Consider the following 19,777-nt stretch of genomic DNA (forward strand, 5'->3'; position numbering starts at 1 on the left):
CCCCCCCCCCCCCCCCCCCCCCCCCCCCCCCCCCCCCCCCCCCCCCCCCCCCCCCCCCCCCCCCCAGCTCCCACATTGATTTGGAGTTGCCAGCTAGAGGATCGGTGAGATCAAGCGGGCCACCCGCATGCCGAGCTGTTGCAGGCGGCGGGTCTCGCGGCTTTCTTCCTGGCTGACTTCATGGGCCAGGGCGAAGTCATCCAGCAGCATCTGTTCCACCTGGCTGGCGAAGGCTTGGTCCACGGTCAGCAACATCACTTCGAAATTCAACCGGAATGAACGGTTGTCCATGTTCGCACTGCCGATGGCGCTGATTTCGCTGTCGACCAGTACCACTTTCTGATGCAGAAACCCTGGCGTGTAGCGGAACACCCGCACCCCGGCGCGCACGGCTTCGATCGCGTAGAGGCTGGAGGCGGCGTAGACGACGCGATGGTCGGGGCGCGAGGGCAGCAACAGGCGCACATCGACGCCGCGCAAGACCGCCAGGCGCAGGGCGGAGAAGACCGCTTCATCGGGAATGAAATACGGACTGGTGATCCACACCCGTTCAGTTGCCGCATGAATGGCTTCGACAAAAAACAGCGAGCAGGTTTCATACGGATCGGCCGGGCCGCTGGCGAGCAGTTGGCAGAGCACGCCGTCTTCGGGGTAGGCGTCCGGCAGGATCAGCGGCGGCAGCTCCCGCGCGGCCCAGAACCAGTCTTCGGCAAACGACTCCTGCAAACACGCGACCACCGGGCCGGTCACCTGCACATGGGTATCGCGCCAGGGCGCTAGTGGCGGTTTTTTGCCCAGGTATTCATCGCCCACGTTATGCCCGCCGACGAACCCGGTTATACCGTCCACCACCACGATTTTGCGGTGGTTACGGAAATTGACCTGGAACCGATTGAGCCAGCCGCTGCGGGTAGCGAACGCCTTGACCTGTACGCCGGCATCACGCAGTGACTGCACGTAACGATGGGGCAGGGCATGGCTGCCGATGCGGTCGTAGAGCACATAAATGGCCACGCCTTCGGCCGCCTTGTTCTTGAGCAGGGCGTGGAGTTGGCGGCCGAGCTCATCGTCGTGAATGATGAAAAACTGGAACAGCACAGCGGTTTTGGCGTTGCCAATGGCTTCGAAGATCGCGCTGAACGTGGCATCGCCATTGATCAGCAAGCGCACTTCATTGTTGGCCAGGCACGGCATGCGCCCCAGCTTGGGCATGGCGCGCAGGGACGCGTAGGCGCTGGAATTGCGCGCAGCGAGGGCTTCTTCGACCCAGGGGCGCCAATTCAATTCGGTGATGGCGGTGTGCATTTCCTGGTTGGCCTGGCGGCGGGCCTGGATGTAGGCGTCGAAGGTGCTGCGGCCGAAGATCAGGTAGGGGATCAGCGTCAGGTAGGGCATGAACATCAACGACAAGGCCCAGGCGATCGAGCCTTGGGCGGTCCTGACGGTCAGCACCGCGTGGATCGCGGCGAGTGTCCCGAGAAAGTGCAGCGTGGCGATGAAGTAGGCGAGCAGGTGCGGGCCAAAAAAATCCATGAACGACATGACTCCTGACAGTCCAGTGCCTAACAGACCATGAACGGCTGTGAATGTCGCTATTTTATTTGCCGTGCAACACTGGCGGCTTTGCGGCGTCTAACGCCCAACATTACCCAGGAGTTACCCGATGAATGCTCGTTTGCTCTGTTTAGCCATGGTTACTGGTTTGTCGCTGCCTGTGGCGGCGCAGGCGCAGATGCTGGCGCCGGGCTTGTGGGAATTGACCACCAGCAACATGAAAGTGGACAACCAGGACCTGCCGGATCTTTCTCTGATCCTCGGCCAGCTCAAGCAACAGATGACCCCTGAACAGCGCGCCATGCTGGAAAAACAGGGTATCACTATGGCCGGTAAAGGCGTGCAGGTGTGCCTTACACCGGCTCAGGTCGCCTCAGACTCGATCCCGCTGACCGACCCGCAATCGGGCTGCAAACAGGAAGTGACCGACAAGACCGGCAACCAGTGGAAATTCCGTTTCAGTTGCCCGAAAGCCCAAGGCACTGGCGTCGCGACCTTCCAGAGCCAGAAAGAATTCACCACCACCGTCAACGGCACCTTCAATGCCACCGGCATCCAGCAGAAGGGCAGCCTCGACAGCCATGCCCAGTGGCTGGGCAACGACTGCGGTACGGTCAAGCCTCGCGCTTAACGCAGAAAATGCAGGGGCAAACCCTGGCAACTGTCGACCACCTGGCCGTTGTGCCACGCCAGGTGGCCTGACACCAGCGTGGTGCTGACGCTGTGCTGGAAGCTGCGCTCGGCAAAAGGCGTCCAGCCGCAGCGCGCCAGGATCGGCTGGCTACTGACGGGCTTGCCTTGGGGCTCGGGCTGGATCAGCACCAGGTCGGCCCAATACCCTTCACGCAAATAGCCCCGATCAGGAATGGCGAACAGGTCGGCCACGCGATGGCTGGTCTTCGCCACCAGCGTGGTCAGTGGCAGGTGCCCGTCAGCCACCAGTTCCAACAACGCCGGCAATGCGTGTTGCACCAGTGGCAGCCCGGACGGCGCTTCGCGATAACCCAACTGTTTCTGCGCCCAGGTATGCGGTGCATGGTCACTGCCGATCACATCCAGACGATCACTCAATAAGGCTTGGCGCAGGGCGTCGCGGTCGGCACGGGTCTTGATCGCCGGGTTGCATTTGATCTGATGTCCGAGGCGGTGATAGTCGCGGTCATCGAACAACAAATGGTGCAGGCACACCTCGGCGGTGATGCGCTTCTCGGCCAGCGGTTTGTCTTCAAACAGCGCCAGCTCACGGGCAGTGGTCAGGTGCAACACGTGCAGGCGCGTGCCGTGGCGCTGGGCCAATTCCACGGCAAAGGATGACGAGCGATAACAGGCTTGGGCATCGCGGATCAGCGGGTGGGCGACGGCGGGGATGTGATCGCCAAAGCGTTCGCGCAGGCGCTGCTCGTTGGCCAGGATGCTCGGCGTGTGCTCGCAGTGGGCCAACAAAATGGTCGGCACTTCGGCGAACAGGCGCTCCAGGATTCGCGGGTCGTCCACCAGCATGTTGCCGGTGGACGCGCCCATGAACACTTTGACGCCGGCCACTTCCCGTGGATCGAGGGCGGCGACGGTGTCGAGGTTGTCGTTGCTCACCCCGAAGTGAAACCCATAGTTGGCCACCGAATGCAGGGCGGCGCGGCGCTTCTTATCGGCCAGCGCTTCCAGGTTCAGGGTGGCCGGGTTGGTGTTGGGCATGTCCATGAAGCTGGTGATGCCACCGGCGACGGCCGCGCGCGATTCGCTATAAAAACTGCCTTTGTCCGGCGCGCCAGGCTCACGAAAGTGCACTTGGTCATCGATCATGCCCGGCAGCAGCCACTGGCCTTGGGCGTCGATTTCCACCGGTTCGTTGTAGCCTTCGAGGCTGCTGGCAATCTTCTCGATTCGGCCATTGGCAACCAGCACATCGGCGTCGAATTCCAGGCCTTCGTTTACCAGGCGGGCGTTGCGGATTAGCAGGCGGCTCATGGTCAGAACTCGTTTTGCAGGGCTTTGTAGCCGCGTACCAAATCGACGTTGGTGCGTGCCACGTCTTCGGAAAACTCCGAGGCGCTGACACTCACCGGCGGGAATTGCGACAGGTCCGTATTGGGCCCAATGCGTGTGGTGGACGGTACGTAGAAGGCGGCAGGCAAGTCGCGGCCGTCGACCACCGAGTTGTGGCGCACCACGCAACCATCGCCGACGGCGCAGTTGAACAGCACACTGTTGAAGCCGATGAAGACGCGATCGCCGACCGTACAGGGGCCATGGACGATGGAGCGGTGCGCGATGGAGGTGAATTCGCCGATGGTCACCGCCGCGCCGGATTTGGAGTGGATGACCACGCCGTCCTGGATGTTGGAGTTGGCGCCGATGGTGATGGGGTCCATCGCACCCGTGGCGTCGACTTCGTCAGCGCGGATCACGGCGTAGGGGCCGACGAAGACGTTCTCGCCGATGATGACCTTGCCGCAGATGATCGCGGTCTTGTCGACGTAGGCCGATTCAGCGATGACCGGCAGGTCGCCGGAGGGGTTCTTGCGGATCATGCAACGGGCTCCGTAATGATGTGGACGTGGTCGCCGTCAATGGCGTTGTAGAAGCAAGTGGGTCGGCCGGTGTGGCAGGCCGGGCCTTGCTGGTCGACGATTAGCAGCACGGCGTCGCCGTCGCAATCCAGGCGAGCCTCCACCAGTTGCTGCCAGTGGCCCGAGCTTTCGCCCTTGCGCCACAAGTGCTGGCGCGAGCGGGACCAGTAGCAGACTTGCCCGGTAGCCAGGGTTTCTGTGAGGGCCTGGCGGTTCATCCAGGCCAGCATCAACACCTCGCCGCTGCCGTGTTGCTGGGCAATGGCGGCAATCAGGCCATCGCTGTTCCACGGCAGGGCGTCGAGCACCGGTTCGAGTGGAAAGCGGCTGCCCAGGGCAGCCTCTTCCAGATCGAGCATGCTCAAGGTCATGGCTTGCTCAGGGCTGCGCACAGGGTGTTGAGGTTGTATTCGAACAGCCCGGTGAAGGTGCTGGCCGGGCCTTCGGCGGCGAGAGCGTCGGAGTACAGCGTGCCGCCGATCTGCGCGCCGCTTTCGTCAGCGATCTGCTTGAGCAGGCGCGCGTCCTTGATGTTTTCCATGAACACGGCTTTGACCTTGTCCTTGCGGATCTGAGTGATCAGTGCGGCGACTTCGGCAGCCGACGGTTCACGCTCGGTGGACAGGCCTTGTGGCGCGAGGAACTCAATGCCATAGGCCTGGCCCAGGTAACCGAAGGCGTCATGGGAGGTCACGATGCGGCGGTTGCCCGGTGGCAGCGCGCCGAACTTGGTCTTGGCTTCGGCGAGCAGGCGGTAGATTTCCTTCAGGTAGGCCTGGCTGTTGCGCAGGTAGTCCGTCTTGTTGGCCGGGTCGGCAGCCACCAGCGCTTTGGTGATGTTGTTCACGTAGATTTCGGCGTTGGCCAGGTTGTGCCAGGCGTGCGGGTCGGGGATGGTTTCGCCGTCTTCTTCCATGGTGTGGGAGATCACGCCTTTGCTGGCAGTGACCACGGTGGCCTTGGTTTCGGTGCTGGTCACCAGGCGGTCCAGCCAGGGCTCGAAGCCCAGGCCATTCTTGATGATGACTTTGGCCTTGAGCAACGCCTTGGCGTCGTCCGGGGTGGGTTCATAGGTGTGGGCGTCGGAATCGGGGCCGACCATGTTGCTGATCTGGATGTGATCGCCACCGATCTGGTGGGTGATGTCATCGAGAATACTGAAGCTGGTAACCACCTGGAGTTTGTCGGCGGCCTGGGCCATCGACAACGGCAGCAGCAGACTGAACAGCACGAGTAAAGCGCGCATCGGGAAACACCTCATTGGGATGTAAGAGAGGGCGGACGGCGCAGCAAGCCGTGCACCGGACCGAAAACCACAGACAGCAGGTACCCAATGCCAGCCACCAGCACGATGGCCGGGCCGCTGGGCAGTGAGTAGTAGAACGACAGCAACAAACCGAACCACACCGACAGGCATCCCAGCACCGCCGATACCGCGATCAACACCGGCAGGCGCCGGCTCCAGAAGCGTGAAGCAATGGCCGGCAACATCATCAAACCCACGACCATCAAGGCGCCGATGGCCTGGAAGCCGATCACCAGGTTCAGCACCACCAGGGTCAGGAACAACCCATGAGCCAGCGGGCCCAGGCGGCTGACGGTTTGCAGGAACAGCGGGTCGAGGGTGTCCAGCAGCAGCGGTTTGTAGATCACCGCCATGGCGATCAGGCTGAACCCGGAGACCCACAACATGCCGGTGAGGGTGGTTTCGTCCACGGCCAGGGCAGAGCCGAACAGCAGGTGAAGCAGGTCCAGGCGCTTGCCGGCGATGCCAAGGATGAGCACGCCGGCCGCGAGGGAAATGGGGTAGATGGCGGCGAGGCTGGCGTCTTCACGCAGCCCGGTGCGGCGGGTGATCCATGCCGAGAGCCCGGCCATGCCCAGGCCGGCACCGAGGCCGCCGATGGTCAGGGCGGGCAGACTGAGCCCGGCGAACCAGAAGCCCAGTGCGGCACCGGGCAGGATGCCGTGGGCCACGGCGTCGCCGATCAGGCTCATGCGGCGCAGGATCAGGAACACGCCGAGTGGCGCGGTGCTGCAGGCGAGCACCAGGCCGCCGATCAGGGCGCGGCGCATAAAGACGAAATCGAAGAACGGCATCCACAGGTGGGCGGCGAAGTGCATCAGGCCACCTGCATGTGCGGTTGCGGGCGAATCAGTTCTTTGCTTGGGCCGAACACGCAGCCGGTGCTTTTGATTTGAACCACTTGCTGGGTGTGATGGCGCACGGAGGCGAGGTCATGGCACACGATCACCACGGTGCGGCCTTGGTCGTGCCAGGCGTGTACGTGTTTCCAGCACAGGGCCTGGCCTTCTTCATCGAGGGCGGCGTGGGGCTCATCCAACAGCAATACCGGCGCTTCGGCCAGGCTCATGCGGGCGAGCAGGGCGCGTTGCAGTTCGCCACCCGATAACGCCATTAATGGGCGGTGCTCGAGGCCGCTGAGGCACCAGTCTTCCAGTACCGCTTGCAGACGCTGGTTGCGTTGCTCCGGGGTCAGCTTGGTGCCCCAGAAGCCAGCGGCCACCAGCTCTTGCAGGCTGATAGGGAACTGGCGGTCGAGGTGTTGTTGCTGGGGCAGGAACGACAAGCCACCACGGCGTGGAACATCCACGGTGACTTTCCCTGCCAGTGGTTTTTGCAGGCCGGCGATGACTTTGAGCAGGCTGCTTTTGCCGGTGCCGTTGGCGCCGATCACGCCGGTGAGGCTGCCTTTTTCCAGCGTGAGATCAATGGCGGGCGTCAGCGGTTGGCCGGGAGCGCCCCAGCGCAAAGCGGTGCAGGTGATCATGCAGAGTGTCTCGTCCAGCGGCTTTCAGCCACGGCATCGTGCGCGTGCAGGCTTTCGGCGTGGATCACTTTCAGGTGGAAGGCTTTGACGGCATCCGAGCGTTTCAAGGCGAGGTTCAGGCGGCGGGCGGCGTCTTCGCAGAACATCAGGTTCTGCCCGTTGGCCAGGGCGAAGGCTTGTTCGTCCGCACGTTTTACTGCGGTTTGCACGGCGGTGCCGAGGGCGGCCTCGACGTTGTCGATCAGGTCGGTCAGGGGCAGGTACAGCAGGGTTTCATCCAGCTGGATGGAAAGCTGCGCGCTGCTGCGCTGGCTGTGAGGTGTGGCGACGATGCCGTTGGCGCTGCCGAGCCAGGTCAGTACGTCCTCGTGTTGCAGCGGCGTGTTGGCAAAATCTTCAAGAAATTGCTGCTGAATCAACTGCCTGGCGAGCGCGGCGGAGCAAGGGCAGGTTGACGAGTAAGTAACGTCAATTTTTAGTTCCACGTGGAACATCTGGTTTTCCAGGCGCGCTTCGATGCTCACCGGATAGCCTTTCCAGCCGGCCAACGGGCTGACCAGCGCCGGCCGTTTGAGCAGCAAATCGGTGTGGATACGCAGGTAGGCGTTCTTAGATAAACCTTCATGACTCTCAAGAAAGCGCTCAAGTAGAGTATGCAGAAGCGCAGGCGTAAGGGGCTGTTGGTCGAGCATTTCCAGGGCCAGGTACAGGCGTGACATATGAATGCCACGGGCCTCACCGTCGTCCAGGCTTACGCCGGCATCGGCGGTGGCCGTCAGACGCTGGCCGTCGATGAGAATCGGCAGGGCAATGCCGCACATGCCCACCCAGTCGAGTGGCAAGGCTTGGCGTGAAGCCTGCGCGGCGATATCCGGCAGAGTCAGCGCATTCATGAGCAGGTCCATCGTTGGAAATAAAAAGACATGTTATATTATAACTATTGAGTCGACGATGATTTTTCTGCTCCAGCCTTTCTTCAGTCATATCGAGCAGGGACGCTCCTTTATTTGCGGTATATGTCATGCACAGACGTCAGCTTCTTAACCTGCTGCTGGTCAGTCCCCTGTTCACGTTGCCGTTGGGGGCCTACGCCACGCAGATCCGTAATGCACGCCTGTGGCGTTCGGACGACAAGCTACGGCTGGTGTTCGACCTCAGCGGCCCGGTGCAATACAAGACCTTTTCCCTTACATCGCCTGAACGCTTGATCATCGATTTGAGTGGCGCCGGGCTCACCGGTGATTTTTCTCAGCTGGCGTTGAAGAACAGCGGGATCACGTCGATTCGCTCCGGGCATTTCGGCAAGGGCGACACGCGGATCGTGCTGGACCTGGCCGCGCCGATGCAGCTCAACAGCTTCTTGCTGCCGCCTCAGGACGGCCAAGGCCACCGCCTGGTGCTGGACTTGACCAGCGCCACCCACGCTCCGCGCCAGATCGCCGCTGAGCCGGCGCCGCTGGCCGCTCCGGTGGATAAAGCCCACCCCAAGCGCGACATTATTGTGGTGGTCGACCCTGGCCACGGCGGCAAAGACCCCGGCGCCATCGGTTCCAAAGGCCAGCGCGAAAAAGATGTGGTGTTGTCGATCGCCCAGTTGCTGGCCAAGCGTTTGAAGCGCGAGAAGGGCTTTGACGTGAAGCTGGTGCGCAACGACGACTTCTTCGTGCCGCTGCGCAAGCGCGTGGACATTGCGCGTCAGCACAAGGCGGATATGTTTATTTCGGTACACGCCGATGCTGCACCGCGGCTCACGGCTTCGGGCGCCTCGGTCTATGCGCTGTCAGAAGGCGGAGCAACTTCGGCTACCGCGCGTTTCATGGCGCAGCGTGAAAACGGCGCGGACTTGTTGGGCGCTACCACCTTGCTCAACTTGAAAGACAAAGATCCGATGTTGGCCGGTGTGATTCTCGATATGTCGATGAACGCCACCATCGCTTCCAGCCTGCAATTGGGCAGCTCTGTATTGGGCAGCCTGCAAAGCATCACCACGCTGCACCAGAAGCGCGTGGAACAGGCAGGTTTTGCGGTGCTCAAGTCACCGGATGTGCCATCGATCCTGGTGGAAACCGGGTTTATCTCCAATACCCAGGACGCCCAGCGCCTGGTGACGGCGCGTCATCAGCAGGCTGTGGCCGATGGCCTGTTCGAAGGTCTGAAAAGTTACTTCCAGAAGAACCCACCGATGAACAGCTACATGGCCTGGGTTCAGGAGCAGAAGAACGGCCAGGTCTAACAGCCGGTGATACGGCTGCACGTGAACTTGGCGCTGGCGCCCCCTGAACTGGAGAACCGGTTGAGGGTGGTCCAGCCCACGCGACGCGTGTAGCCGACCCACGCCTCACCATCGGAAGCCAGCCCGGTAAAGAACGTCAGTTGCCCATAGCGGCTGTTGGTCTGCGCCCAATAGCGTTTGCCGATCACTTCAAACCCCCGCAAGTACGTAGTGCTGCCCGCCGTCGCCACGCTGTAGGCATTCCCCAATGGGTCCACACACGCCAGCAGGTTGGCGCTGCGCGTGCAGTTGGCCAACAGGCTCGGTGGCTGGGCGCAGGCCGATCCTGCCGCTGCCAATAACAGGGCGCACACCAGGTATTTCATAGGTTTTCTCAGGGGCAGAGGGTGGTCAAGCATTGCGCCCTTCGTCGCGACGAGCAAGGGGGATTGGCTTATTTGTATTGTTATACTATAACATTAAAAAACAGCCTGACCCGTGAACCGCTTCCCATGACTGAACAAGACCTCCTGGCCCAACCCGCCGCCGACTATATGAATGAAGCCCAGCAAGGCTTCTTCCGAGAGCTGCTGTTGGCCCAGCGCAATGAGCTGCAAGTGCGTATCGACGCCGAGTTTCTCGTCCTGCGTGAGCAAGAAACCAACAGCGACCCGGTTGACGTAGGCAGCGCCGAAGAACAGCGCCAGTGGCAACTGCGCCTGCTCGAGCGGGAAAAGAAGCTGTTGGACAAGATCGACGACGCCCTCGAACTGCTGGCGCGCGGCGAATACGGCTGGTGCCGTGAAACCGGCGAGCCCATCGGCCTACAGCGCCTGCTGCTGCGTCCTACCGCCACCTTGTGTATCGAAGCCAAAGAACGTGAAGAGCTGCGCGAACGCCACAAACGGGCGATTTGACCGGCCACCCCTGATGAGGACCACCTGATGACCAACCGCCTTCCCGTTACCGTGTTATCCGGCTTTCTCGGCGCCGGCAAAAGCACGCTGCTCAACTATGTCCTGCGCAACCGCGAAAACCTGCGGGTGGCGGTGATCGTCAATGACATGAGCGAGATCAACATCGACGGCAGCGAGGTACAGCGCGACGTCACCCTCAACCGCGCCGAAGAAAAGCTGGTGGAGATGAGCAACGGCTGCATCTGCTGCACCTTGCGTGAAGACTTGCTGGAAGAAGTCGGAAAACTCGCCAAGGAAGGTCGGTTCGATTACCTGTTGATCGAATCCACCGGCATCTCCGAGCCTTTACCCGTGGCCGAGACATTTACCTTTCGCGACGAAAACGAGCAGAGCCTGGCCGACATTGCCCGCCTGGACACCATGGTCACGGTGGTCGACGGCATGAACTTCCTGCTCGACTACCAGGCCGCCGAAAGCCTGGCCTCACGGGGTGAAACCCTGGGGGAGGACGACGAACGTTCCATCACCGACCTGCTGATCGAGCAGATCGAATTTGCTGACGTCATCCTGATCAGCAAGATCGACCTCATCAGCAGCCGCGAGCGCGAAGAGCTGATGGCGATCCTTGAACGCCTGAATGCCCAGGCCGAAATCATCCCGATGGTCATGGGTGAAGTGCCGCTGAACAAGATCCTCAACACCGGCCGCTTTGACTTCGAACGCGCCGCCCAGGCCCCGGGCTGGCTGCAGGAGTTGCGCGGTGAGCACGTGCCGGAAACCGAAGAATATGGCATCGCGTCCACCGCCTACCGCGCGCGTCGCCCCTTCCACCCACAGCGCTTCTTCGACTTCATCGACCGCCCGTGGGTGAACGGCAAATTGCTGCGCTCCAAGGGCTTTTTCTGGCTGGCCAGCAAGCATCGGGACGCGGGCAGCTGGTCCCAGGCCGGTGGCTTGATGCGCCATGGTTTTGCCGGGCGTTGGTGGCGTTTTGTGCCAAAAAGCCAGTGGCCCCAAGACGAAGAAAGCATCGCGGCCATCATGGGCAACTGGCAGTTGAGCACCGGTGACTGCCGCCAGGAGCTGGTGTTTATCGGGCAAAACATCGACTTCGACCAAATGCGCGCAGAGCTGGATGCCTGCCTGCTCAACGATGAAGAAATGGCGCTGGGCGTCGAAGGCTGGCGCTTGCTGGCTGACCCTTTTGGCCCTTGGTATGAGGAGGCTGCCGCCTGATGCTTGCCCCGGTTATCCCCCTGCGCCCCGTGATCCGCCAGAGCCACGGCGAAACGCCGCTGGCCCTGTCCGATATTCTGGAAGACGGCGTCAACCTGGCCGTGTGGCAGCGCCAGTTGCCCCTGCATATCGCCGAATTCGGGGCGTTGCTGGTGGCGCTGAACGAGCCTTTGGCCGAATCCCTCGTGATTGAGCTCAACAACGAGGACGCAGTGCCGAACCTGCAAGGTTTGGCGTCCAGTTGCCGCGATCTGGAAGGCTACGAAGGCTTCATCGCCGATGTCTCCTGGTTGGTCAGTGCCTTCGCCTGTTTGCTCGGCGCCAAGCGCATTGGCGTGCGTCTGAGGTTGCTGGACAAGGCCATGTGCCCGCGTTTTCACGTCGACCACGTGCCGGTGCGCCTGATCACCACCTATGCCGGCATCGGCAGCCAGTGGTTGCGCGAAGGCGTGATGGACCGCCGCCAGCTCAGCCAGCCCGACGCCGAGCCCACTGACCGTATCGAGCAGATCCACTGCGGTGAAGTGGCCTTGCTCAAGGGCACCAAATGGCATGGTAATGAAGGCCATGGCTTGATCCATCGCTCACCGGCGCTGAAGGCCGATGAGCGTCGTTTGATCCTGACACTGGATTGGCTGGCATAACCGCGTAGGATCAAACGCTCTACACGGCCTGAATGACACCTTTCATGTTGCAGAACATTCCCACCCACGTGATTGCCGGGCCTTTGGGCGCCGGCAAGACCAGCCTGATCAAGCACCTGCTCGCCCAACGCCCGGCCAACGAGCGCTGGGCGGTGTTGATCAACGAGTTCGGGCAGATCGGCCTGGACGCGGCCTTGCTCACCCAGGATGACGACGGCATCGCCTTGGGCGAAGTGCCGGGCGGCTGTCTGTGTTGTGTGAATGGTGCGCCGTTCCAGGTAGGCCTGGGCCGCTTGCTGCGTAAGGCCAAGCCGGATCGGCTGTTTATAGAGCCCTCTGGTCTGGGCCATCCGGCACAGTTGCTCAAGCAATTGCGCGAAGCGCCGTGGCAAAACGTGCTTGCGGTTCAGCCCTGCGTGCTGGTGCTGGATGCCCAGGCGCTGGCGGCGGACAAACCCTTGCCCGAATCGCAGCGTGAGGCGCTGGCCAGTGCCGGCTTGCTGGTGTTGAACAAAGAGGAGTCGCTGGATGGCGAGCAACGCCTGGCCATCGAACGGCAGCTACCCGAAAAACCGCTGTATTGGGCCCGCCAGGCGCAATTGCCGCTGGAGCACTTGCCCGGCCTGCACGCCAAGGCCAGCGCGGCCGTGGATAACTTCGAAGCACCTCAAGGCTTGGCCCAGATGCCAGCTCTCTGGAGCGACCCGGCGCTGCCCATCTGCTTGAGCCAGGCCCAAGAGGGCGGCTGGAGCATCGGCTGGCGTTGGCACCCAAGCCAGCAATTTGATGTTCAACACCTGCATCGCTGGCTTACCAGCCTTGAGTGGCGCCGCGCCAAACTGGTTATCCACAGCGTGGACGGCTGGCTCAGCGCCAACGCTGTGGATAACAGCCCGCTCGCCTGGCAGCCCAGCGAGTGGCGGCGTGATTCGCGTATCGAATTGATCTTCAGCGCGCCACAGGACGTGGCGGCGCTACAGGCTGCGGTTGCTGCTTGCCGTCAGTGACGGTTCTTGGTGGCGTGGTCCTGGCGCCACTGGCTCAGCTCGATGACTTCGGCGCTGGGCAGCGGCGTCTTGATTTCGAACGGGTAGGGTGCCAGTTCGATTTGAGCGCTGTGGGCGCCGAATTGGGTGATGGTCCCTGGATGGCGGGCTTCGCCGGTCACTGTGAACTCGAAATTGTAGATGCGTGCCAGGCGCCGCCGACCGTTGGCATCCTTCACAAAACCGATGCGCTTGAGCGCCACGGCACCGTCGAGCAGTTCGATGTCGAGCTTGGCGCAATGCTGCTTGACCCGCTCCAGCGCCCGCTCACGCAGGCCGTGGTTGTGCCAGACCCAGGCAGCGCCGGTCGCCAGCAGCATCAACACGAAGATATTTCCCAGGGTCAGCATGCGAAAAACTCCAACAAAGTGAGAGCAGCTTAACTGTGTCGCCGGTCTGTCGTACAGGCTGCGTTTAGTCGCATACTGCGCGGCCAGAATTTCAATGGCTTTACGGAAATCTCCCGCATGAAACGCACACCTCATCTGCTTGCGATCCAGTCTCATGTGGTCTTTGGCCACGCCGGAAACAGCGCTGCCGTATTCCCAATGCAACGGGTCGGGGTGAACGTCTGGCCGCTGAACACGGTGCAATTCTCCAACCATACCCAGTATGGCCAGTGGGCGGGCGAAGTGCTGGCGCCGCAGCAAATTCCGGCGCTGGTCGAAGGCATTGCGGCCATCGGCGAGCTGGGCAACTGCGACGCCGTACTGTCCGGCTACCTGGGCAGCGCAGACCAGGGGCGGGCGATTCTCAGCGGTGTGGCGCGCATCAAGGCGATCAACCCCAAGGCGCTGTACCTGTGCGACCCGGTGATGGGCCATCCGGAAAAAGGCTGCATCGTGCCGCAGGAAGTCAGCGATTTCCTGCTGGACGAAGCAGCGGCCATGGCCGATTTCCTGTGCCCTAACCAGCTGGAGCTCGACAGCTTTGCCGGTCGCAAGCCGCAATCGCTGTTCGATTGCCTGGCCATGGCCAAGGCGTTGCTGGCACGCGGGCCCAAAGCGGTGCTGGTCAAGCACCTGGATTACCCAGGCAAGTTGCCCGAAGGTTTTGAGATGTTGCTGGTGACCGCCGAAGGCAGTTGGCATTTGCGTCGGCCGCTGTTGGCGTTCCCGCGCCAGCCGGTGGGCGTGGGCGACCTGACCTCGGGGCTGTTCCTGGCGCGGGTGCTGCTGGGCGACAGCCTGTTGGCCGCCTTCGAGTTCACCGCAGCAGCAGTGCATGAAGTGCTGCTGGAAACCCAGGCGTGCGCCAGTTACGAGCTGGAGCTGGTACGCGCCCAGGACCGTATCGCCCATCCCCGCGTACGGTTTGAAGCAACGCCCATCGAGCTGTAGGAGTATTCCTGATTGAGCGAGGCAAAGGGCGTCCGGTAGTATCGGCCGCCTCTTTGTCCCCTGTGCTAATCAAGGAAGACCGATGCCAGCCGTATTCCCATCGCCACGGGCGCTCACCGCCCTGGCCCTGACGTCATTGCTCACAGGCTGCAGCGTCAACGGTGCCTACACCGACTCGACGGCACCCGATGCCGCCAAGTTGCGCTTTGTCTCCAACACCTCGAACAGCACCCTCGACATCTACGACGCCCAGCATTGCCAGGGCCGCAACACTGGCATGCTCAACAACTTCCTGCTGGTCGATACCAAGCGGCGTGTCGACATGATCGTCCCTCCGCCCGCCAAGGCCAGGGGCCTGTTGGAGGTCAAGCTGGAGCCGGGTAAAGACGTCATGTTGATGATCAACACCAACGGCGGCAGCTACGTCTGTGGCAAGGCCGTGAGCTTCACGCCCAAGGCGGGGCAAGAGTATGAAGTGACCTTCGATATGCGAGGCGGCAGCTGCACCACGCTGCTGCAGCGCCTGACCCGTTTTGACGGCAAGGACCAGCGCATTCCGCTGCCTATTTTTGATAAAGGGATGATGGCGTGCACGGGCCAAAGTCCGATCTTCGGCAAGTCGATCCCAGAAACCCCCAAGCGCGCGGCCCTGATCAACACGATCACGTCCACCAACCTGCAACTGATCACGCTGATGGAGCCCGACACTCAGGGGCGCCTGCAAGCGTCCCTGGACGAGATCGACGGTGTGATCGCCAAGCGCAAGGCGCAACTGGGTACGTTTACCCCGCCTGAAGCCTATTGGACGCAATACCGTCAAAACTATGTCTTGTTCAGCCAGGAAATGGCCGGCCGCAAGGCGCGCACGCTGGCGCTTTACGAGCAGGTGTATCGGCTACGCCTGAGTGGCACCGAAGACGCTGTGCTGGAACAGTGGATGAACCCCACGGACCGCGCTGTCACCGAACGCGTCAAGGCGAACGACAAATTCATGGAGCGCTATTACCAGGACACCGACAAGTCGATGATGGTCGAGGCCCTTAACCTTCACATGGAGCGCATGGCCGAATTGGACCAGCGCTTCGACGTGTGCGCGCACTACGACCAGTGCTGGCGCTATTGAGGGCGGACGCAGGGGCGAGCCCCTGCGCAAAGGCTTACGGCGCGTCGTCCTTGATTTCCTGGTAACGCTTCTCCAATTCCTGGCGAATCTGCCGACGCTGCTGGGCCTGTACGAAACGGCGCTTGTCTTCGCTGTTCTGCGGCTGCAGCGGCGGGACGGCGGCGGGTTTGCGCTGGTCGTCCACGGCCACCATGGTGAAGAAGCAGCTGTTGGTGTGGCGCACCGAGCGTTCGCGGATGTTCTCGGTCACCACCTTGATGCCCACCTCCATCGAGGTGTTGCCGGTGTAGTTGACCGACGCCAGGAAGGTCACCAGTTCGCCGACATGGATCGGCTCGCGAAAAATCACCTGGTCTACCGACAGCGTCACCACATAGCGACCGGCATAACGGCTGGCGCAGGCGTAAGCCACTTCGTCGAGGTACTTGAGCAAGGTGCCGCCGTGGACATTGCCTGAGAAGTTGGCCATATCAGGGGTCATCAGTACCGTCATCGACAGCTGGGCGTTTCCGGGTTCCATAGCACACTCACGGGTTGTAGGCATTGGTTGGGGGGCACCTCTGCGGGTGCTGGAATCTTTGCAGAGCCATCCATAACCGGACGCCGGTGGGCGGCTTGTCGTCACGCCTGCACCGTTCTGTTTCCATATATTGCACCGGCTTTCTGCTGGAAGTCGCGGTGTTAACCTTCAAAAGCCCGTCTCAGGGCATTTCTTACGATTTAGGCCGACTTTTCCTTCCGCGCAATGCGATTGTTCAACGGCGCGCGCGGAAGTGGGAAAAGCGCCAGTACCCTCAAGGAGCCCCTCGCCATGCACGCCATCAGCTTTATCCAGGACTTGGCTGTGATCATGCTGGTGGCAGGGGTGGTCACCATCCTGTTCCACCGCCTCAAGCAGCCGGTGGTGCTGGGCTACATCGTCGCCGGCTTCATCATCGGCCCTCACACCCCGCCGTTCGGCCTGATCCACGACGAAGACACCATCAAGACCCTGGCCGAACTGGGCGTGATCTTCCTGATGTTCTGCCTGGGCCTGGAGTTCAGCCTGCGCAAGCTGTTCAAGGTGGGCGCCACGGCGTTCATCGCAGCGTTCCTCGAGATCATCCTGATGATTTGGATCGGCTACGAGATCGGCCGCTGGTTCGACTGGAACACCATGGACTCACTGTTCCTTGGCGCGATCCTGGCGATCTCTTCCACCACCATCATCGTCAAGGCGCTCAACGACCTGAAGATGAAGAACCAGCGTTTCGCCCAGCTGATATTCGGCGTGCTGATCGTGGAGGACATCCTCGGCATCGGCATCATCGCCTTGCTGTCGAGCATTGCCGTCAGTGGCACGGTCAGCTCCGGCGAGGTGTTCTCCACGGTCGGCAAGCTGTCGCTGTTCATGATCGTCGCCCTGGTCATTGGCATTTTGCTGGTGCCGCGCCTCTTGGCTTATGTGGCCAAGTTCGAAAGCAATGAGATGTTGCTGATCACCGTACTGGGCCTGTGTTTCGGCTTCTGTCTGTTGGTGGTGAAGCTGGAATACAGCATGGTGCTGGGCGCGTTCCTGATCGGTGCGATCATGGCCGAATCCCGCCAGCTGATTAAGATCGAGCGCCTGATCGAGCCGGTTCGCGACATGTTCAGCGCCATCTTCTTTGTGGCCATTGGCTTGATGATCGACCCACAGATCCTGCTGCAATACGCCTGGCCAATCGCGGTGATCACCGTGGCGGTGGTGCTCGGCAAGATGTTGTCCTGCGGGTTGGGGGCGTTTATCGCCGGTAATGACGGGCGTACCTCACTGCGGGTGGGCATGGGGCTGTCACAGATTGGCGAGTTTTCCTTCATCATCGCCGCGCTGGGCATGACCCTGCAGGTGACCAGTGATTTCCTTTACCCGGTCGCGGTGGCGGTTTCGGCAATTACCACACTGCTGACGCCGTACCTGATTCGCGGCGCCGACCCCTTGTCATTGAAGATTGCGGCGGTGATGCCCAAGCGCATGAGCCGGGTGTTTGGCCTGTATGGCGAATGGCTGCGCAGCATTCAGCCCCAAGGCGAGGGCGCGATGCTGGCCTCGATGATCCGCAAGATCATCCTGCAAGTGGGGGTGAACCTGGCGTTGGTGGTGGCGATCTTCTTCGCCGGCAGCTTTTTCGCGGCGCGTATCGGTGGGTATCTGGAGGGCTGGATCAGCGATCCGAGCTGGCAGAAGGCGTTGATCTGGGGCGGTGCGTTGCTGTTGTCGCTGCCGTTCCTGATTGCGGCGTACCGCAAGCTCAAGGCGCTGTCGATGCTGCTGGCAGAGATGAGCGTGAAGCCGGAAATGGCCGGGCGCCATACCCAGCGTGTGCGGCGGGTGATCGCGGAGCTGATCCCCCTCCTGTCGCTGCTGGTGATCTTCCTGCTATTGGCTGCGTTGTCGGCCAGTATCCTGCCGACCAACAAGCTGCTGGTGCTGATCGCCGTGGTCACGGCAGCGGTGGCGGCGGTGCTCTGGCGCTGGTTTATCCGGGTGCATACGCGGATGCAGGTCGCTTTGCTGGAGACGCTGGATAACCACAAGGACACGCCAGAGCACTAATCATTGTAGGAGCCGGCTTGCCGGCGATAGCGTTCTTGATGACGCCATCGCTGGCAAGCCAGCTCCTACAAAAGCCCAATCAACCGCGATCAGCTTTCCAGCCAGACGTCCCGCGCCCAGTGCCACACCGATTCCCAGGTTTCCTCGGTAACGATTTCTTCCTCGCCAGACCACAGCACCACGGTGCCGTCTTCTTCGACGCAGTAGTAGTCATCGCCGTCCTGGCAGATCGGGATCAGGCTGCGGTCGACACCGGCGTCCCAGGCGTTGGCGGCAACGTCCGGCAGGTAGGTGTGGGATTGCGGGTCGGTGACGGTCACCGGCTCCAGGCTGCCGTACACCACGTCGCTGACGGTCAGCAGGAATTCACGGAAGACAAACGGGATGTCGATGAACAGTTGTTCCTCGATTTCCACCAGCAGGTCTTCGTCAGGCAGTTCCAGAGGAACCGGGACCGGTTCGTTGGCTTCACGCAATTGTTCGATGATTTCTTCCACGGCCGGGATCCTCTTGCTAGATGGCGCGGTTTATAGGGGCGTTTTATACAGTAGCTCGCTATAAGTGCAACCGTGAAATAGAAAACCCCGGAACATGTCCGGGGTTTTTATTACCGCTTGCTCAAGCGTGCGGGTATCAGCCGTTCTGGCGGATACCGGCGACCAGCCAAGGCTGGTTCTCGCCTTGTGGGCGTTCCATGTTCCAGCTTTCGCTGAACACTTCGCCCTGGTCGAAACGCGAGGTCTTCGACACACCGCTGAAGGTCAGGGTGGCGATGGTCTTGTCGGCGCGATCGTCCACGCCTTCGAGCTGTACGCGCAGGTCGTCGATGTAGGTCGACTGGAAGCCGTCGCCCAGGTCAGCGCGTTCGCGCTTGAGGAACTCCAGCAGTTGCGGGGTCACGAACTCGGCGATCTTGTCCATTTCGTTGGCGTCCCAGTGCTGTTGCAGGGACTGGAAGTGGTTGCGGGCCGCTTCGACAAAACGCTCTTCGTTGAACCAGGCCGGTGCGTTGATCACCGGGCGTGCAGCCGCAGGGGCTGCCGAACCACCGAAGATCGAGCCCATGGCAGGCTTTTGCTCGAACACTTCACGCTGCATCGGCGCGCCGGCTGGAGCCAGGTGCTCCTGCTGCTTGCGGCGACGGGCGGCGATAAAGCGGAAGATCACAAAGGCGATGACCGCCATGATCAGGATGTCGAAGATCTGCATGCCCTGGAACCCGCCGCCCATGAACATGGACGCGAGCAGGCCACCGGCCGCGATACCGGCCAGAGGGCCCAACCAGCGCGAAGCACCGCCAGCCTTGGCAGCGGCGCCAGCAGCACCGGCTGCGCCGGCGGTAGCGGCTGCACCGCCCATGCCACCGGCAGATGGAGCCATTTGGCTGGTCTGGTGAGTCGGTGCCGAGCCCATGCTTTTGCCGCCACCGAAGCGTTTGGCGTTGGCGTCGAGGCTCATCGTCAGGCCGATGCACAACGCCATGGCGATGCTAAGAAAACGTTTCATAAAGGGAATTCCCATTTGTGGATTGCACGCGCGCCATGTTGCACAGGTGCAGTGACAGTGGCTAGCGGCAGAGTGTTTCGGGCTTTTGCGTAAGACCGATTCCGAAGGGTCTGTAGGACTAGTTACAGATATTGGTCCGAGCGGGGGAAAAACAAGGGCGCAACGCTGAGCCCTGTAGGAGCCGGGGGGGGGGGGGGGGGGGGGGGGGGTGGGGGGGGGGGGGGGGGGGGGGGGGAGGGGGGGGGGGGGGGGGGGGGGGGGGGGG

The 19,777-nt window shown here is 61.7% G+C and carries 22 protein-coding genes; 9 read left to right on the top strand and 13 right to left on the bottom strand.

Annotated elements, in window-relative coordinates:
- Positions 1-93: 93 nt before the first annotated feature.
- The gene (gene cls / locus AC07SU_RS14990) at positions 94-1,533 is read right to left on the bottom strand and encodes a cardiolipin synthase (protein WP_494997481.1); all 1,440 of its coding nucleotides are present in this window, start codon (positions 1,531-1,533) and stop codon (positions 94-96) included.
- 130 nt (positions 1,534-1,663) lie between these two features.
- Between cls and AC07SU_RS14995 the strand changes: the two genes are divergently transcribed.
- Positions 1,664-2,185, top strand: coding sequence for a DUF3617 domain-containing protein (locus AC07SU_RS14995; RefSeq protein ID WP_176994542.1), 522 nt, complete (start codon positions 1,664-1,666; stop codon positions 2,183-2,185).
- On the opposite strand, the gene AC07SU_RS15000 is transcribed toward AC07SU_RS14995, so the two are convergent.
- From AC07SU_RS15000 to folE2, 7 genes are read right to left on the bottom strand one after another with little or no spacing between them, the layout of a single operon-like run.
- Complete coding sequence (locus AC07SU_RS15000) at positions 2,182-3,519, bottom strand: dihydroorotase (protein ID WP_494997482.1); 1,338 nt, start codon at positions 3,517-3,519, stop codon at positions 2,182-2,184. The genes AC07SU_RS14995 and AC07SU_RS15000 overlap by 4 nt on opposite strands.
- Positions 3,520-3,521: 2 nt before the next feature.
- Positions 3,522-4,082, bottom strand: a complete 561-nt coding sequence (locus tag AC07SU_RS15005; RefSeq protein WP_494997483.1) for a gamma carbonic anhydrase family protein — start codon at positions 4,080-4,082, stop codon at positions 3,522-3,524.
- On the bottom strand, positions 4,079-4,492 hold the full coding sequence (gene hisI, locus AC07SU_RS15010; RefSeq protein WP_176994540.1) for a phosphoribosyl-AMP cyclohydrolase: 414 nt from the start codon (positions 4,490-4,492) through the stop codon (positions 4,079-4,081). Before hisI ends, AC07SU_RS15005 begins: the two co-directional genes overlap by 4 nt.
- Entirely contained in the window at positions 4,489-5,367 is an 879-nt protein-coding gene (locus tag AC07SU_RS15015) for a metal ABC transporter substrate-binding protein (protein ID WP_494997484.1), read from the bottom strand. Before AC07SU_RS15015 ends, hisI begins: the two co-directional genes overlap by 4 nt.
- An 11-nt stretch (positions 5,368-5,378) precedes the next feature.
- Positions 5,379-6,245 (bottom strand): metal ABC transporter permease, encoded by an 867-nt coding sequence (locus AC07SU_RS15020; protein WP_176994538.1) that lies wholly within the window; start codon positions 6,243-6,245, stop codon positions 5,379-5,381.
- Positions 6,245-6,913 carry a metal ABC transporter ATP-binding protein gene (locus tag AC07SU_RS15025; RefSeq protein WP_176994537.1) on the bottom strand — a complete coding sequence of 223 codons (669 nt, stop codon included), beginning with the start codon at positions 6,911-6,913 and terminating at the stop codon, positions 6,245-6,247. Before AC07SU_RS15025 ends, AC07SU_RS15020 begins: the two co-directional genes overlap by 1 nt.
- The gene (gene folE2 / locus AC07SU_RS15030; protein WP_494997485.1) at positions 6,910-7,806 is read right to left on the bottom strand and encodes a GTP cyclohydrolase FolE2; all 897 of its coding nucleotides are present in this window, start codon (positions 7,804-7,806) and stop codon (positions 6,910-6,912) included. The genes AC07SU_RS15025 and folE2 overlap by 4 nt, the downstream gene beginning before the upstream one ends.
- A 128-nt stretch (positions 7,807-7,934) precedes the next feature.
- On the opposite strand from folE2, the gene AC07SU_RS15035 reads away from it, so the two are divergent.
- A complete protein-coding gene (locus AC07SU_RS15035) occupies positions 7,935-9,146 on the top strand; it encodes an N-acetylmuramoyl-L-alanine amidase (RefSeq protein WP_176994535.1) in 1,212 nt (403 codons plus the stop codon).
- Here the strand turns inward: AC07SU_RS15035 and AC07SU_RS15040 are convergent.
- Positions 9,143-9,511 (bottom strand): glutamine synthetase, encoded by a 369-nt coding sequence (locus AC07SU_RS15040; protein WP_259172425.1) that lies wholly within the window; start codon positions 9,509-9,511, stop codon positions 9,143-9,145. The genes AC07SU_RS15035 and AC07SU_RS15040 overlap by 4 nt on opposite strands.
- Before the next feature lie 126 nt (positions 9,512-9,637).
- Between AC07SU_RS15040 and dksA the strand changes: the two genes are divergently transcribed.
- From dksA to AC07SU_RS15060, 4 genes are read left to right on the top strand one after another with little or no spacing between them, the layout of a single operon-like run.
- Positions 9,638-10,042, top strand: a complete 405-nt coding sequence (dksA, locus tag AC07SU_RS15045) for an RNA polymerase-binding protein DksA (protein ID WP_494997486.1) — start codon at positions 9,638-9,640, stop codon at positions 10,040-10,042.
- Between the two features lie 27 nt (positions 10,043-10,069).
- A complete protein-coding gene (gene zigA, locus AC07SU_RS15050; RefSeq protein ID WP_494997487.1) occupies positions 10,070-11,278 on the top strand; it encodes a zinc metallochaperone GTPase ZigA in 1,209 nt (402 codons plus the stop codon).
- A complete protein-coding gene (locus AC07SU_RS15055; protein WP_176994531.1) occupies positions 11,278-11,922 on the top strand; it encodes a DUF1826 domain-containing protein in 645 nt (214 codons plus the stop codon). Before zigA ends, AC07SU_RS15055 begins: the two co-directional genes overlap by 1 nt.
- A 44-nt stretch (positions 11,923-11,966) precedes the next feature.
- Positions 11,967-12,929 (top strand): CobW family GTP-binding protein, encoded by a 963-nt coding sequence (locus tag AC07SU_RS15060; protein ID WP_494997488.1) that lies wholly within the window; start codon positions 11,967-11,969, stop codon positions 12,927-12,929.
- On the opposite strand, the gene AC07SU_RS15065 is transcribed toward AC07SU_RS15060, so the two are convergent.
- Positions 12,923-13,318: a DUF3301 domain-containing protein gene (locus AC07SU_RS15065; protein WP_176994529.1), complete on the bottom strand. Its 396-nt coding sequence runs from the start codon at positions 13,316-13,318 to the stop codon at positions 12,923-12,925. The genes AC07SU_RS15060 and AC07SU_RS15065 overlap by 7 nt on opposite strands.
- A 117-nt stretch (positions 13,319-13,435) precedes the next feature.
- Between AC07SU_RS15065 and pdxY the strand changes: the two genes are divergently transcribed.
- Both pdxY and AC07SU_RS15075 read left to right on the top strand, forming a co-directional pair.
- A complete protein-coding gene (pdxY, locus tag AC07SU_RS15070) occupies positions 13,436-14,308 on the top strand; it encodes a pyridoxal kinase PdxY (protein WP_178920472.1) in 873 nt (290 codons plus the stop codon).
- Between the two features lie 82 nt (positions 14,309-14,390).
- A complete protein-coding gene (locus AC07SU_RS15075; protein ID WP_494997489.1) occupies positions 14,391-15,431 on the top strand; it encodes a hypothetical protein in 1,041 nt (346 codons plus the stop codon).
- A gap of 34 nt (positions 15,432-15,465) precedes the next feature.
- On the opposite strand, the gene AC07SU_RS15080 is transcribed toward AC07SU_RS15075, so the two are convergent.
- On the bottom strand, positions 15,466-15,951 hold the full coding sequence (locus tag AC07SU_RS15080) for an acyl-CoA thioesterase (protein WP_176994526.1): 486 nt from the start codon (positions 15,949-15,951) through the stop codon (positions 15,466-15,468).
- A gap of 291 nt (positions 15,952-16,242) precedes the next feature.
- Between AC07SU_RS15080 and AC07SU_RS15085 the strand changes: the two genes are divergently transcribed.
- Positions 16,243-18,006 carry a cation:proton antiporter gene (locus AC07SU_RS15085; RefSeq protein WP_176994525.1) on the top strand — a complete coding sequence of 588 codons (1,764 nt, stop codon included), beginning with the start codon at positions 16,243-16,245 and terminating at the stop codon, positions 18,004-18,006.
- 89 nt (positions 18,007-18,095) lie between these two features.
- Here AC07SU_RS15085 and AC07SU_RS15090 read toward each other — a convergent pair whose 3' ends face one another.
- Positions 18,096-18,503, bottom strand: coding sequence for an SMI1/KNR4 family protein (locus AC07SU_RS15090; protein WP_010207624.1), 408 nt, complete (start codon positions 18,501-18,503; stop codon positions 18,096-18,098).
- Between the two features lie 136 nt (positions 18,504-18,639).
- A complete protein-coding gene (locus AC07SU_RS15095; protein ID WP_176994524.1) occupies positions 18,640-19,512 on the bottom strand; it encodes a Tim44 domain-containing protein in 873 nt (290 codons plus the stop codon).
- Positions 19,513-19,777: the final 265 nt, after the last annotated feature.

The organism is Pseudomonas sp. GW821-FHT05H12 (genome assembly GCF_059419385.1).

What these genes read in the sequence shown, in the direction of transcription:
- dksA (WP_494997486.1), top strand. Translation starts at nt 9,638, where the DNA reads ATGACTGAACAAGACCTCCTGGCCCAACCCGCCGCCGACTATATGAAT.
- AC07SU_RS15075 (WP_494997489.1), top strand. Translation starts at nt 14,391, where the DNA reads ATGCCAGCCGTATTCCCATCGCCACGGGCGCTCACCGCCCTGGCCCTG.
- AC07SU_RS15060 (WP_494997488.1), top strand. Translation starts at nt 11,967, where the DNA reads ATGTTGCAGAACATTCCCACCCACGTGATTGCCGGGCCTTTGGGCGCC.
- AC07SU_RS15005 (WP_494997483.1), bottom strand. Translation starts at nt 4,082, where the DNA reads ATGATCCGCAAGAACCCCTCCGGCGACCTGCCGGTCATCGCTGAATCG.
- AC07SU_RS15065 (WP_176994529.1), bottom strand. Translation starts at nt 13,318, where the DNA reads ATGCTGACCCTGGGAAATATCTTCGTGTTGATGCTGCTGGCGACCGGC.
- cls (WP_494997481.1), bottom strand. Translation starts at nt 1,533, where the DNA reads ATGGATTTTTTTGGCCCGCACCTGCTCGCCTACTTCATCGCCACGCTG.
- AC07SU_RS15095 (WP_176994524.1), bottom strand. Translation starts at nt 19,512, where the DNA reads ATGAAACGTTTTCTTAGCATCGCCATGGCGTTGTGCATCGGCCTGACG.
- hisI (WP_176994540.1), bottom strand. Translation starts at nt 4,492, where the DNA reads ATGACCTTGAGCATGCTCGATCTGGAAGAGGCTGCCCTGGGCAGCCGC.
- AC07SU_RS14995 (WP_176994542.1), top strand. Translation starts at nt 1,664, where the DNA reads ATGAATGCTCGTTTGCTCTGTTTAGCCATGGTTACTGGTTTGTCGCTG.
- folE2 (WP_494997485.1), bottom strand. Translation starts at nt 7,806, where the DNA reads ATGAATGCGCTGACTCTGCCGGATATCGCCGCGCAGGCTTCACGCCAA.
- AC07SU_RS15000 (WP_494997482.1), bottom strand. Translation starts at nt 3,519, where the DNA reads ATGAGCCGCCTGCTAATCCGCAACGCCCGCCTGGTAAACGAAGGCCTG.
- AC07SU_RS15025 (WP_176994537.1), bottom strand. Translation starts at nt 6,913, where the DNA reads ATGATCACCTGCACCGCTTTGCGCTGGGGCGCTCCCGGCCAACCGCTG.
- AC07SU_RS15040 (WP_259172425.1), bottom strand. Translation starts at nt 9,511, where the DNA reads ATGAAATACCTGGTGTGCGCCCTGTTATTGGCAGCGGCAGGATCGGCC.
- AC07SU_RS15055 (WP_176994531.1), top strand. Translation starts at nt 11,278, where the DNA reads ATGCTTGCCCCGGTTATCCCCCTGCGCCCCGTGATCCGCCAGAGCCAC.
- zigA (WP_494997487.1), top strand. Translation starts at nt 10,070, where the DNA reads ATGACCAACCGCCTTCCCGTTACCGTGTTATCCGGCTTTCTCGGCGCC.
- AC07SU_RS15085 (WP_176994525.1), top strand. Translation starts at nt 16,243, where the DNA reads ATGCACGCCATCAGCTTTATCCAGGACTTGGCTGTGATCATGCTGGTG.
- AC07SU_RS15015 (WP_494997484.1), bottom strand. Translation starts at nt 5,367, where the DNA reads ATGCGCGCTTTACTCGTGCTGTTCAGTCTGCTGCTGCCGTTGTCGATG.
- AC07SU_RS15020 (WP_176994538.1), bottom strand. Translation starts at nt 6,245, where the DNA reads ATGCACTTCGCCGCCCACCTGTGGATGCCGTTCTTCGATTTCGTCTTT.
- pdxY (WP_178920472.1), top strand. Translation starts at nt 13,436, where the DNA reads ATGAAACGCACACCTCATCTGCTTGCGATCCAGTCTCATGTGGTCTTT.
- AC07SU_RS15035 (WP_176994535.1), top strand. Translation starts at nt 7,935, where the DNA reads ATGCACAGACGTCAGCTTCTTAACCTGCTGCTGGTCAGTCCCCTGTTC.
- AC07SU_RS15080 (WP_176994526.1), bottom strand. Translation starts at nt 15,951, where the DNA reads ATGGAACCCGGAAACGCCCAGCTGTCGATGACGGTACTGATGACCCCT.